The organism is Desulfacinum hydrothermale DSM 13146 (assembly GCF_900176285.1).
Classification (GTDB): domain Bacteria; phylum Desulfobacterota; class Syntrophobacteria; order Syntrophobacterales; family DSM-9756; genus Desulfacinum; species Desulfacinum hydrothermale.
Map to the genome: position 1 here is coordinate 1 of NZ_FWXF01000005.1, position 13,554 is coordinate 13,554.

10 protein-coding genes are annotated in these 13,554 nt (G+C 61.7%); 2 read left to right on the forward strand and 8 right to left on the reverse strand.

What is annotated here, in order from left to right:
- Positions 1–331: 331 nt before the first annotated feature.
- A complete protein-coding gene (gene panB, locus B9A12_RS05880) occupies positions 332–1,171 on the reverse strand; it encodes a 3-methyl-2-oxobutanoate hydroxymethyltransferase (protein ID WP_084056963.1) in 840 nt (279 codons plus the stop codon).
- Positions 1,146–2,099, reverse strand: coding sequence for a ketopantoate reductase family protein (locus tag B9A12_RS05885; protein WP_084056964.1), 954 nt, complete (start codon positions 2,097–2,099; stop codon positions 1,146–1,148). The genes panB and B9A12_RS05885 overlap by 26 nt, the downstream gene beginning before the upstream one ends.
- 499 nt (positions 2,100–2,598) lie before the next feature.
- Here B9A12_RS05885 and B9A12_RS05890 point away from each other — a divergent pair, with 499 nt between their 5' ends.
- Together B9A12_RS05890 and B9A12_RS05895 are read left to right on the forward strand one after the other, a co-directional pair.
- Complete coding sequence (locus tag B9A12_RS05890; RefSeq protein WP_170920378.1) at positions 2,599–4,023, forward strand: ATP-binding protein; 1,425 nt, start codon at positions 2,599–2,601, stop codon at positions 4,021–4,023.
- Complete coding sequence (locus B9A12_RS05895; RefSeq protein ID WP_084056966.1) at positions 4,020–4,622, forward strand: hypothetical protein; 603 nt, start codon at positions 4,020–4,022, stop codon at positions 4,620–4,622. The genes B9A12_RS05890 and B9A12_RS05895 overlap by 4 nt, the downstream gene beginning before the upstream one ends.
- A gap of 126 nt (positions 4,623–4,748) precedes the next feature.
- Here the strand turns inward: B9A12_RS05895 and B9A12_RS05900 are convergent, their stop codons facing one another.
- The 6 genes from B9A12_RS05900 to B9A12_RS05925 all read right to left on the reverse strand — a co-directional run bounded on the left by B9A12_RS05900 (position 4,749) and on the right by B9A12_RS05925 (position 13,486).
- Positions 4,749–7,649 (reverse strand): response regulator, encoded by a 2,901-nt coding sequence (locus B9A12_RS05900; RefSeq protein ID WP_084056967.1) that lies wholly within the window; start codon positions 7,647–7,649, stop codon positions 4,749–4,751.
- 19 nt (positions 7,650–7,668) lie between these two features.
- Positions 7,669–8,238, reverse strand: coding sequence for a YfiR family protein (locus B9A12_RS05905; protein WP_170920379.1), 570 nt, complete (start codon positions 8,236–8,238; stop codon positions 7,669–7,671).
- A gap of 34 nt (positions 8,239–8,272) precedes the next feature.
- On the reverse strand, positions 8,273–10,207 hold the full coding sequence (locus B9A12_RS05910) for a TonB-dependent receptor plug domain-containing protein (RefSeq protein WP_212636840.1): 1,935 nt from the start codon (positions 10,205–10,207) through the stop codon (positions 8,273–8,275).
- A gap of 140 nt (positions 10,208–10,347) precedes the next feature.
- Positions 10,348–12,372 carry a TonB-dependent receptor plug domain-containing protein gene (locus tag B9A12_RS05915; RefSeq protein WP_084056970.1) on the reverse strand — a complete coding sequence of 675 codons (2,025 nt, stop codon included), beginning with the start codon at positions 12,370–12,372 and terminating at the stop codon, positions 10,348–10,350.
- A gap of 186 nt (positions 12,373–12,558) precedes the next feature.
- Positions 12,559–12,999: a 4Fe-4S dicluster domain-containing protein gene (locus B9A12_RS05920; RefSeq protein ID WP_084056971.1), complete on the reverse strand. Its 441-nt coding sequence runs from the start codon at positions 12,997–12,999 to the stop codon at positions 12,559–12,561.
- 28 nt (positions 13,000–13,027) lie between these two features.
- A complete protein-coding gene (locus B9A12_RS05925; protein WP_170920380.1) occupies positions 13,028–13,486 on the reverse strand; it encodes a 4Fe-4S dicluster domain-containing protein in 459 nt (152 codons plus the stop codon).
- Positions 13,487–13,554 lie beyond the last annotated feature (68 nt).

Here is a 13,554-nt window from a genome sequence, read left to right on the forward strand (position 1 = left end):
GGCGAAGGTTCATGATGCTCCTCCCATGGCGCGGATCCGAGCCGCGGAGCGGCCCGCTCCGGCAGAGCAGCCCCGGATGATCCTTGCTTCAACATCTCCAGAAAGCAGACAGATCTTCCGTTCCAAAAATCGCGGGATTATCCGTATCGTCCTGGACGGCGAGCCTTCCGCAGGGGAAGCAGTTGTAATCTTACGAAAACCGCTCCATGTGTCCTCCAGGAAGCGACGCGCCCTTCCCGAACGCTTCACCGGCGCCGGGACATGGCCGCGCGCAACGCGAAAGGACCGGGCAACCCCAAAGCGGCCGCTCGGTGCGTCAGCCCTCCAGGGGCTACCCGTCTTTTCGTGGCAGACCAAAGGAGTGCTCCGGCCCGGGAAAGGCGCCCGCTTCCACCTCGTGGCGATACCGGCGGGCGGCTTCCAGCAGCCGTTGACCCAGCTGGTCGTACTGCTTGACGAATCGGGGCACGAAGCGGTCGAAGAGTCCCGCCAGATCGTGGGTCACGAGCACCTGGCCGTCACAGGCGGGCCCGGCACCGATACCGATGGTGGGGATGGGTACGGATTGGGTGATCCTTTCCGCCACTGGAGCGGGCACGGCCTCCAGCACCAGGCTGAAACAGCCCGCCTGGCTCAGCGCCACGGCATCGTCCAGGAGCCGCTTGGCCGCCTCTTCCCCCTTCCCCTGCACCTTGAAGCCGCCCAGTTGGGCGATGCTCTGGGGGGTGAGGCCCAGATGCCCCTGCACGGGAATGCCCGCCCGCACGATGGCCTCCACCTGGGGCAAAACAGACGCACCGCCTTCCAACTTCACCGCCTGGGCTCGGGCCTCTTTGAGAAAGCGGCCGGCGCTTTCCACCGCCTGCTCCACACTCACCTGGTAGGACAGGAAGGGCATGTCGCCCACCACCAACGCCCTTTGGGTCCCGCGGGTCACTGCCCGGGTGTGGTGCAACATCTCTTCCATGGTGACCGACAGCGTGTCCTCGTGGCCCAGCATGACCATGGCCAGGGAATCGCCCACCAGGATCATGTCCACCCCGCTTCGGTCCACCCAGAGAGCGGTCAGGTAGTCGTAGGCCGTGAGCATGGTGAGCTTTCGCCGGCCCTTGGCGGCCATGATACCCGGGACCGTCACCTTCTCTTCAGGCTTGAACGCCCTTTCCCCCATAGCTCTGCTCCTTTACTTTCACCAATTGAGTCAAGGCCCAGTTGACGGGGACCGCCAGCCCGTGTTGGCCCGCCAGGCGCACCACGGCCCCATTGATGGCGTCGATTTCCGTGCGCCGCCCGGCTTCCACGTCCTGACGCATGGACGAACGGTTGGCGGCCGTGGCACGGGCCACGGTCAGCACCTTGTGCACCCCATCTTCCGAAACCGGAATCCCCTCGGCCTGGGCCACCGCGGCCGCTTCGCGCACCGCGGCCTCGCAAACCGACCGGGCCGGCTCCAGATCGGCGATTGCCCCGTTGGGAATCCCGCACAGCGCCGTGACGGCGTTGATTCCCACATTGACCAGGAGCTTTTCCCAGATGAGCACTTGGATGTCTTCCCGGTAGGTGGCTTCCAGGCCCGCTTCTTGAAAAAGTGCCAGAACGGCCTGGACGGTGTCCGGCCGACGCCCGCTCAAGGCTCCGAAAAAGGTGGGACCTTCCCCCCCGTGGCGGATCCGACCGGGGCCCTCCTTGGTGGCTCCCTGAGCGGTCACGCCCACCAGGACCTTTTCCCTTCCCACCAGTTCCGCCAGGATTTCTCCGTTACCCAGCCCGTTTTGGAGGCTGAGAAAGAGGGTTTGGGGGCCCATGGCATCGGGGAAGACCAGATCCAGAGCGCGGGCGGTTGCGTAGCTTTTCAGCATAACCAGGACCAGGTCCGCCGGCCCCCCGGGGTCTTCCCGAACGCACGAAGCACGCAGGTAGACCTTTCGTCGGTCCCCGTTGAGCTCCTGCAGTTCCAAACCCCTTTCGCAGATGGCCGCCACATGGGCCTGGTCCACATCCAGGAGGAGCACCTGAGCCCCCGCCTGGAAGAACCGGGCGCCCAGCAAACATCCCATGGCGCCGGCCCCCACCACCAGAACACGAAAAGGCGCCTCCATACCCGTGCCTCCGTTTCCGTTGTTAAAAATCCCACCGTGGTGGCCTCAAAGGACCAGGCGCAAGGGACGGGGAGTTTTCGTCCCCTGCCTTGCCCCATGGCTCGGGTTCGACCCTGCGGCAGGGCCCCCCGAGGGGATCCCGTTTTCTCGGATGCGGCCGAAACGCGCAATCCCCTGGTCGTCTGCCGCAGGTAACGGCGTGCGGTCACCCCCAGCCCGTCTGTCCAAACTCCTTCTCCGGGCTTGACTGGCCGACCGTTATCGCCAATGATGAACGAGCATCACCCTGACATAGATCGCGGTCCAGCGCAACCGCTCAGAACCTGCGGCCAACCCATGCCAAATCCATGAACGGGCATACCGCCGGAGCACGACAACAACAGAGGAAAACCGACTGAAGCCCTCTTTCATGCAAGGCTTTTTCGGGCAACGCGGGATCCCGAGACCGGGTCCCTTTCACGCAGGCAGGTGACACGCGATGGAATCCCGATGGGGAATCATGAGAAAGCTTTTTGTCTGGTACGCGGCCTTGGGCCTCATCTTCTATGGGACCATCGCCTTTTTCTACATGAACACCCAGCACATCATGGAAATCTCCAACCAGATCGTGAACACCAGCTACCGGGTCACCGACCTGGCGGATGGCATCATGGATCACCTGCTCACCATGGAGGAAAACGAAAAGAAATATCTGGTTCTCAAAAATCCTCAATACCAGGAATATTTTACGACGGCTTTGAGAGATTTTCGCTCCAAGTTGGCCGAAGCGGTCACTTTGCTGGCCGGCACCAAGGACGCCGTGCCCTGGGAGCAACTGAAGCGGGAAGTGGATCGCCTGCAGCCGCAGATCCAGGCCCGCATGGCCAATGCAGAGTGGGAAAAGCTTTGGATCCCGGAAGAGACCTTGGACCGTTGGATCCAGCGGGTGGTCCTGTTCAAACAGATGGAGGAGCGCCAGGTGGAGATTGCCACCCGGAGCTTGCACAAACGGGGCCGATCGGCTCTGCGGTGGGGACTGGCGGGCCTGGGTCTGTCCCTGTTGGCCGGTCTGGTGGGCGTCTGGCAGGTGGCGCGATCCATGAGCCGCCCCTTGCGGGAGCTCCGGCGGGGCATCCGCTCTGTGACCCGCAAGGGATCCACGGAACCCATCCGCATTCTGTCCAAGGATGAATTCGGGGAGCTGGCTTTCGCCTTCAACGAAATGATCCATCGGTTGCGGGAAGAGGAGCGCATGCGCTCCGATTTCATTTCCATGTTGAGCCACGAGGTGCGAAATCCCCTGACCACCGTGCGCGAATCGGTGCGGCTGCTGGAAGAAGAGGTCATGGGCCCGGTCACGGACCGCCAGAAGCGCTTTTTGACCATCGCCCGAAAGGAAGTGGACCGCATCGCCAACCTCCTCAAGGATCTGCTGCAGGCCTCCAGGCTGGAAAACCAACGGCTGGAAATCAACCCCGTGGAGATCCATCCCCGGGATCTGGTGGAGACAACCCTGCATCGGCTGTCGCCTGCCGCTGAAGCCAAGGGAGTCCGCATGCGCTCGGAAGTGGGGGTCACGCCCCCCTGTATTGGGGACATGGAGCACCTGCAAAAGGTTCTCATGAACTTGGTGTCCAACGCCATCAAGTTCTCCCCCTCGGGAAGCGAGGTGACCGTACAGGTTCACCAAGACGAGGCGAGCGCGCACGTGATCTTCGCTGTGCAGGACGAGGGACCCGGCATCCCGGAATCGGAGCTTTCCTTGGTCTTTCGAAAGTATTATCGGGCTTCCACCTTGAAGGATCGCATCGACGGCACCGGGCTGGGCCTCCACATCGCCAAGCACATCGTGGAAGCCCATGGAGGAAGCATCTGGGCGGAAAGCAAACCGCAACAGGGAAGCCGGTTCTGTTTCCAACTGCCCTGCAAGGGGAGTCGACCATGATGGACGCTTCGATTCAAACCCTTCGTCGGGTGTCTTTTGGGGTACTTCTGTTGGCGTTCGCCGCCATCTCACCCCTGGGGTGCGCCCATTTCCTGCCGCAACAATCCACCGAAGAACGCCCGGCCGCCACCTCTTCGCAAGAACAATTCTTCAACCAATGGCATGAAGCCATGATTTTCTTCGAAAAGGGCGATTTCGCCTCGGCCCACGACATCTTTGAACGCCTGAGCCACGAAGAAACCGATCCCAGGCTGCAACAGCAAGCTCTTTTCGCCATGGCCTGCATGCGACTGATCCAGGCCAAAAGTCCGGAAGAATTCCGGTCCGCCGTGAATGTCTGGGAACTCTGGAAAAAGCAATACCAACCGAGCCGCGACTGCGAAGATCCCCGTCTGCTGACCCCCCTCCTGCAGAACCTTCCCGCCATGCAGGAGCGCGCCCTACTTTCCCAAAAGCTCAAGGAGCAGCCCCGGACGTCCCATTGCACCAAGCGGCTGGAAGAAAAGGACAAGGAGATCCAAGAACTCCGAAAGCGCCTCCGCGCCTTGGAATCCATCCACCAGGAAATCGAAGAAAAGAAAAAGGGGCTGGCGGACTGACACCGGCGGGGAAGCCAAGGGACGGCCTGCCATGGATCCGGCAGGGGTTCCTTGGCGCCTGGAACACGTTCTGGTTGTGACAGTTGGAAATGGACCCTCTTGGGCGGTGAGCGTTTCCCGGCCGGATCAGGCGCGCCCTTCTTCCTGGAGGAGCTGCTCCAGCGCCGCGCGGCCTCGTTCGAACTCACGCTCGATTTCATCGATCAGGCGATCCGGATCCGCCAGGCGATCTTCTTCGGCCATCCATTCCAATGCCTTGGACCTTTCGGAAACCCGCATCAAGCCCATGGTGGCGCTGTTGGACTTCAGGCTGTGAGCGGCCCGGCGGAGCACCGTGAGGTCACGGTCCCCCAGCGACCGGCGCATCTCCTCAATGAGTTCCGGGGTCCTTTCCAGATACATGGTGATCATGCGCGTCAGAATGTCGTTGCGACCCGGTCGTCTCAAAGCCCGGATATTGTCAATGGCCTCCATGTCGAGAACGCGGAGCCCGCCGTCCGTATCGGCCGGGGAAACCTCCTCCAATCCTTGGGAGGCTCGACCTGCGCTTACAGCCGTTTCCCCCTCCGTTCGTCCCCCCAGGTACTTGGCCAGAATCTCCTGCATTTGAACCACCGTGAATGGCTTGCTCAGGTAGTCGTCCATGCCGGCGGCCAGGCACTTTTGACGATCCCCTTCCATGGCGTGGGCCGTGAGGGCCACCACCGGGGTACGGATACTCCGCCCCAGTTCCCCGCTTTCCATCCGCCGCCAGGCGGCGGTGGCCTGGTAGCCGTCCATTTCCGGCATCTGACAGTCCATCAGGACCAGGTCGAAGGTTCCTTGTCGCAACTTGTCCAGGGCCTCGCGGCCGTTCCAGGCGGTGTCCACGCGACAACCGAAGTGTTCCAAAACATCACGGCAGTATTCCTGGTTCACCGGGTTATCCTCCACCACCAGCACCCGCTTGCCGGCGGGAATGGCGCCCCGTTCGGGGCCTTCCCCATCGGAAGGGACGTCCTCTTTCCCGCCACCCGCCATGGTTCCCGCCTCTTCTTTGAGCAGGCTCATCAGGCAGTCGTAGAGGGAAGAGGTCCGAACGGGCTTGGTGAGGAAATAGCGAATGCCGTGGTCCGCCTCTTCTTCCACAGGGTTGATCATGGAAGAAAGCATGACGGCGTGAGCCGTTGCGCAGGAGAAATCCTTTCTCAGACGACGGGCCACTTCCAATCCGTTCATGCCGGGCATGTCCATGTCCAGGAAGACCAGGTCGTAGCACAACCCCCGCTCGGCCAGCTTTTGCGCCTTCCCCAACGCCTCGCTGCCGTTTTCCGCTTCATCGCAGAGGATGCCCCAACCGGAAAGGGTGTGGCGGAGAATCTCGCGATTCACCGGGTGGTCGTCCACCACCAGGGCGCGAAGCCCGCGCAAGGTGCGGACGGCCGCGGGATCGGTCGGCGCCTCCCAGGACGCCACCGGCACGGTGAGGCGAAAGCGAAAGGTGGACCCGTGGCCCGGCTCGCTTTCGAGCTCCATGGCCCCGCCCATGATCTCCACCAGCTGGCGCGCAATAGCCAGCCCCAGCCCCGTTCCTCCGAAGCGCCGGGTGGTAGATCCGTCGGCCTGGGAAAACGGGTCGAAGATGAGCGCCTGCTTGTCTTTGGGGATGCCGACCCCGGTGTCGCTCACAGAGAAACCCAGCACGACCTCCTGACTCCGTCGTTCCATACAACAAACCCGGCAGATGACTTCGCCCTCTTCGGTAAACTTGACGGCGTTTCCGATGAGATTGATGAGGATCTGGCGGATTCGATCCGGGTCGCCCCACACCCGGGCCAGCACCTCGGGATCCACCCCACAGACCAGCTCCAAGCCTTTGCTTTGGGCCGGTTCGGCGAACAGCGCCGTGGCCTCTTCCACCAGGTCGCGGAGGTCGAATTCCATGGAGTTGATTTCCATGCGCCCCGCCTCGATCTTGGAAAAATCGAGCACGTCGTTGATGACGGCCAAGAGCGCCTGGCCTGAGGAGCGCACCGTGTCCACCAGGTGCTTCTGGCGATCGCTGAGCGGGGTCTCAAGCAGCAGCTCCGTCATGCCCAACACGCCGTTCATGGGCGTTCGGATTTCGTGACTCATGTTGGCCAAAAACTGGCTCTTGGCGCGACTCGCCGCTTCGGCCTCTTCCTTGGCCGCCCTGAGTTCCAGGACGGTCTCCTCCAGTTCCGCATTGGCCTTCCGGAGCTCTTCCGTTCGCTGGGCCACCAAATCTTCCAGGTGCTTCCGGTGCTTTTCCAATTCCGCATCACGCCGCTGGATCTCGGCCAGCATGTTGTTGAATCCGTCCACCAGGGCGCCCAGTTCATCCTGACTTTCTTTTCGGGCCCGCAGGGAATAGTCCTTTTCCTGGGAAACCCGGCTCATGGCATTTCGAAGATCCAGGATGGGACCGGAAATCCCCCGATGCAGGCGCCGGGCAAGGACATAGGCCAAGATGACCGAAAGCACGAGGAGCCCGCCCCCGAGGGCCGCTCCGGTTGCCAGGCTTTGCACCAGCGGGGACATGTCCTGAGAAATGAAGATCCGGCCCAGGACCTCGCCGTCCAGCTCGATCGTTTCCAGGACATCCAGATCGCCATCCACAAACGCCTCGAAAAGATGCTCCAGTGTCCCCCGGTCATAACCGGACGCTTCGTTCGATTCCCGCCTCACACGATCCATGAGCCTTTTCTTGTTGGCTCCCTCGCGGATATAGGAGGCGAAGACGGTATTGTCCGGGAGCAAAACGAAGGCCATGCGTACATCGGGCACCGCCTTGAGGGACCGGAGGGTATCTGCGGCCGCTTCCGCGTCGTTGAAGCTCAGCGCCGCCATGCAGTTACGGCCCACCACACGGGCCAGTGTGGAAACTTGCACCAGGGATCGATACGAGAGCAGGAAGGCCTGGAAAAGGATAAAGCCAAAAGACGCTGCCACCAGGACCACGGTGCTGACGAACACCATGAGGCTCATGAGTTTCTTTTGGATGGGCCAGGATTGGAACGCACGCATGATGTGGATCCCCCTTCACCTATTGGATCACATGCCGGGCCAGTTTGAGAAGCTTGGAGCTGATCTTGAGGCGGGCCGCCCGGGCCGTCCGAAGGTTGATCTGAAAGCGCATCTTGTTTCCTTCCTTGACCAGCCCGATCATGCCTCCCTGAGCACAAAACTCCGGACTGTCCCCCAGGGTGAGCACGGCCCGGCCGCTCAGATCCTTGAGAATGGCATCGACCTGGTCCGGCCCGATGCCCGATCCCAAAAAGAGGGTCTGGCATCGAGAAAGATCCGAAATCTTAACGGAATCCAGGACACGCAGGGGACGCCCCCGTATCTCCTTTCCGTCCAGGGATTTTAGGGTGTCCGCAAGTGGGTGCGTGGCCTGAACACAGAGAACCAGGGGGTCCGAAGCCGCCCCCTGTTCGGGCCATTCCACGAACTTGAGAAAATTGAAGACGAAGGCGGCCTTCACTTCCTCTTCACGCAGCAATGCGTCCTCCGCGCCGACTCCGGCCGGCGGGAAAGCGCCCCAAAGGAGCACGGCCGCAACATAAAACGCCAACACGCCCCAGCGGACTCTCCGCCGTCTCATCTTGCGCATGGATCGGGTCCTCATGGTCGCTCCCCGCACCCGCTCAGAACCGCCACGTGATCTTTCCATAAAGGGACCGTTCCACCTGATTCGACTCCGACGGCAAAATGGCCATTTCCGCAAATTCCGGATGCTCAGGATCCAGAAGGTTCCGCCCCACCAGGCTCACCTCCAGGTTCTTCCGGGGCGACCAGGAAAGACGAATATCCCCGGTTACGTACGACGGAATGTCCAGCTCCGGAAGGCGTGACACATAGCGAAGCCATCCATCCAGTTCCACATTTCCCGGCAGATCCCATTGGGACCGCAGCGAAACCTGATGCCTGGGGGTCTTGCCTTCCAGATCCTCGCCCCAGACCAGAAGTGGGGTCTCTTCCTGGTTGTGGAGAAACATGCGCGTCAGGGTGTAAGCCCCCCGCAATTTCCATCGATCGGTCACCTTCCAGTCCGCCCCGATCTCCAGCCCGTAGACTTCTCCCGTCATGGCATTCTTGAGAAGGGAGGTTGTCTCCAGGTGCGGCAAAGGATCCATGGAAACGGTGGCGCCTGTGGGTGAAAGCGCGGCAATCAGTTTGTCGTAGCGATTGTAAAAGCCTGCCACGTCCACCGAAAGACGGTCTCCAATCTGGGCGCGATAGCCCACTTCAAAGGCGAGGACTTCTTCGGGATCCAACTCCTTTTCTCTCGACAGGTTGAAGAAAACCAGGTCGGCCGGCGAGGGATCCGAGGTTCGGGTGACCATGGTGATATGGGCCTTCTGTTCGCCCAGGGAAGGGGTCCGCACCGCCCGGGAAGCCGCCGCCCAGAGAGTGTGGCGAGGAGCGTATTTCCAGAGGATTCTGGCGGTTGGCTGGATCGCCAAGCCCACATCTTCATGGTATTCCAACTTGCTTCCCAGGGTAAGAAAGAGCTTTTCGGGAACCAGGGTGATTTCGTCCTGGACGAAGGCGTTCAGAACGTACCAGTCGTTGCCTTCCGGAGAAAAATAGTAGTTGGATCCTCCGGAAGTGTCGGTGGTGTAGAGGCGGGCGCCCGCACCCCACGTTAAAAGCTGGCGCTCCCCCCAGGTGTGATCCTGCTGGTATTCCAGATCGAAGACCTGGGCCCGCCATTCCAAGAACTGACTTCCCGTGGAGCCCGTGTAATCGTAGTAGGCTTGGACCTGCAGGCTGTTTCCGGCCGGGTCTTGCCGGTTCCATCTTCCCAGCAGGTTGACGCCCTTCTGTTCAAAGTCGGACACGTGACACAGGTGGCATGTGTAGGCGGGAGGGGAGAGACCCAGACTCCGTTCAAAAACGCTCCCTCGACGCCTCTGCACATCGCCTTGCAGGGTCACCGTATCGCTTTGGGAGGGATTCCAGTCCAGGCGGAATCCTCCCTGCACCGCCCGCCAGTCGTCCACCGCGTCGTCCCCCTGCTCCGTAACGCTCGGGTCCCGTTCCCGCGCCTTCAGATAAACCCGATAGGCCCCGGACGTTCCCAATCCATCGCCGTAGCGAAGCGTCACGATTTCCCGGTCTTCCGTTCCCAAGACGGTGCTGGCGAGAACCCCCGTGGTATCGGAAGCCTTCTTGGTGATGATGTTGATGATTCCATTGACGGCGTTGGCACCCCACAGGCTCGCACCCGGCCCCCGAATGACTTCGATCCGTTCGATGTCTTCTAACACCGGGTCCACATCGCTCCAAAAGACACCCGAAAAGATCGGGCTGTAAAGGGTACGGCCGTCCATGAGAACCAGAAGTTTGTTGGCGTAAAGATCACTGAATCCCCGGGCGGTAACAACATTGCCGTTTGCATTCAAGCGGGCCACATGCAGCCCCGGCACCATGCGCAGCAGATCGGCCACGGTGGTGGCTCCGGAACGTCGGATGTCCTCCTGGTTGATCACGAACACGGCCGCGGCGGCATCTTCCAGTTTTTGGGCATGCTTGGACACCGAGGTGATCTCCATTTCCAGGAGCTCCTCCAGGCTCAAGGTCGTGATATCCCTGGCGGCAACCCCGTTAGCTCCCAGAAGGACCAGGAACAAGGTCTGGACAAGGAGGAAGACACCGACCCCATTTGCGATCAACCTCGTTGCAACGTTCCGGCACATGCTTTCTCCTCTGCACGTTGTCAAAATTTCCAGGAAAGGCTCATATAGACAGAGCGTTCCACCTCGGTCGGTTCGATCTGCAGGATTTCCTGTTTGAACTCCAGATGGCGGTTGTCCAAAAGATTGCGCCCCACCAGGGCCAGCTCCAGATGTTCCAAAGGCTTCCAGCTTAGGCGGAGGTCCGCGGCCCAATAATCCGGCACATCCAGGGCCTCCAGCTCATCGACCCACCGGAGCCAGGCGTCCAGTTCCACGGATCTGGGAAGGTTCCAGGAGGATCGGAGGGACATCTGGTGGGTGGGGCCTGCCTTTTCCGCAGACGTGGATCCCTCATCCAGGCTCCCGGAAGTGGTCTCCAGGTCCATGTGCTGGAACGTGTAGGCGGCCTGGATCTGCCAATTTTCCGCCACCGACCAGGCGGCGGCCGCTTCCAGGCCGTAGGCGCGGCCCTGAAGCCGATTGTCCGCCCGGCTCTCCACCACCAGATAGGAACCGGCCGAGACAGGCGCGGCCGGCTCCAGGCTTCTCAGATCTTCCAAGAGGTTCACATACCCTGCCAGATCCAGGAAGACTTTGGGATGGACCTGGGTGCGCACGCCCGCCTCGAAAGCCCAGACCTTTTCCGAGTCCATGTCCCGGGAGCCCCGAGCCACGACCAACGTGGGCAAAGGCACCGTGGAGGTGGGCGGCAGTACCGCGGATTGGATGCGGGATTCCACCTCCCCCTGACTCGGCGTGCGCACGGCGCGGCTCACGGCGGCCCACAGGGAATGATCGGATCCCAACCTTCGAAGCAACCGCACCGTGGGCTGAACCTCCCAGCCGGTCTCGTCGTTGCGCTCTATCTTGGATCCCAAGGTGAGGCGCCAGGCCCCATCGGCCAAGCTGATTTCATCCTGAACGAAGGCGCTCCACAGATAATCCGTGCGATCCGAATGGGCAAAGGACGTGGTGATGCCGGGCTCCGTTTCCGAGGCGATCCACCGGGTGCCCATCCCCCAGGTGATCTCCTGATGGTGGCCGAGCCGGAAGCGATGCTGGAAATCCACATCCACCGTATCCACATCAAAGCTCAAAATTTTATTGTCGTTCTGTGTGTTGTCGTAATAGAGCTGCATCTGCAGCTCCCCGCCGTCGTGAAGGCGCCGCGTCCAACGGCCCAGAAGGTGTCCGCCCCCCACCTCCCTTTCGAAATCCACGATCTCCACGTACGGACTCCAGGTTCGGGGCACCAAGTTCCGCACGCCGGCCTCTTCCCGGTAAAGGCCCCCCGTGAAAAGAAAGGCGTCCTTTTCCGACGGCTGCCAATCGGCCCTCCAACCCGCCCGGACCTGCCTCCAATCGTCCGCACCCTCTTTTCCCGCCATATTCCGGCCGGGGCCCACGTCCAGGCCCAAGACATTGAAACGATAAAAGAGATCGTCCCCCACGCGGCCCCCATAGCGGAACCCCGCCCGAGCCTCTTCGTCGGTGCCCACCAAAGCGGTCGCCAATCCCCCCTGAGTATCACGGGCGTTCTTGGTGATGATGTTGATGACCCCGTTGAAGGCGTTGGCGCCCCAGGAACTGCCCCCGGGGCCTCGAACGACCTCGATCCGTTCGATGTTGTCCAGAAAAGAATCCTGCTCATCCCAATACACGCCGGAAAAGATGGGCGTGTAAACGCTTCTGCCGTCCACGAGCACCAGCAGCTTGTTGGCAAGAAGGCCGTTGAAACCGCGGGCCGTCACAGGCCAGACGTTGGCATCGAAGCGGGCCACATGCAGCCCCGGGACCATGCGGAGTACATCCGCCACGTTGGTGGCCCCCGAACGGCGGATGTCTTCAGAGGTAACCACGAAGACCGCGGCGGCCGTTTCCGAAAGACTCTGGGCCTTGCGGGCAACGGAGACGATCTCCACGTCCATGAGCTCTTCCAGGCTCATCTCCAAAAGCCTGTTGGACGCAAAGGGTGCCGCCGCCAGGGCCGGGCCCACCCATATCCAGATCATCACGCTGATTGCTGCCAAGAGGTGCACCAGACGTTTTCTTTGGCGTGGATTCATGGTCTTCCCTTCACGCTGCTTCCCGCGTTGTGGATACGGAGTGCTCAGCGCCACCGCGGCCGTTCGCCCGCCGCCGCGGGCGCACGCCCGCCTCTGCCCCTTTATTTGAATCTATCGGCAGATGGATACCGCCGGTTGAATCCTTTTTTCAGGCGGGATAATGGAAAGGTTCCCGGGCCACCGGCTTCAACGGTTCCACCGGGCGGCGTCCAACAAGCGGCGGGATTCCAGATCCCGGCGGCATGCGGGACAGCACAACGCCCAGTGGCATTCCCCTTGGGAGAGGCCCACGGTGTGGTGGAGTGTTCGGGTGAGCAGGGCCAAGATCGGTTGGGTGGTGAAGGGCTTTCGGCACATGCGGCAGAGGGCCAGGGAAAGAGACCAGCAGAGAGGCTCCGCAGCCGGAGCCGGTTCTTTCATGGGTTCCAAGTGGATGGCGTCCACCGGGCAGGCATCCCGGCACCGGGTACAATCGCCCGAGCACAGGGCCGGAGCGTGGAACCGTCGGGTCCTCTCCCCGTCTTCCCAGCCGATGAGACCCTCCGGACACGCCAAAGCGCAGGCAAAGCAACCGAGACAGCGATCGGTGTCCACATGGATCCTTTGGTGAAATTCCGGGACGGTCATTAAAAAGCCTCCCCACGCCGTCAAGCGATCAGGAAACACGAAGCCCGGTGAAGTGGATCCTCCGGCGGTCCTGCACCACCGCACGCCCTTGGACGCTCAAGGCCTGGGTGGGGCAGGTGAGAACGCACACCGGCAAGCGTCCTTCTTCCCGGCGACGGCGGCACCGGTCGCAGCGGACAGGATCCCCACCCGGGCCGGCGCCCAACCGCATCACTCCGAAAGGACAGGCGGCCACACACAGACCGCAACGGGTGCAGCGTTCCACCACAAGGCCCACCCCCGATCCCTCGTCGTAGACCAAGGCGTCCTCGGGACACATGGCCACGCAGGGGGCCGCTTCGCACTGGCGGCACGCCAGGGGGACCGCCGCGTTTTCAAAGCGCATCACATACAGGCGGCCGGCCCCGCCGTGCTCCCTGCCGCAGGCGGTTTCACAGGCGTGGCAGGCGATACACCGGGTGAAATCCACGAAAAGGAACGAATCCATGGCGGCTCCCCCTGGGAACGCTCCATCAAAGATCGCAAAGGCCCACATGGAGCGATTCTCTACGGCGC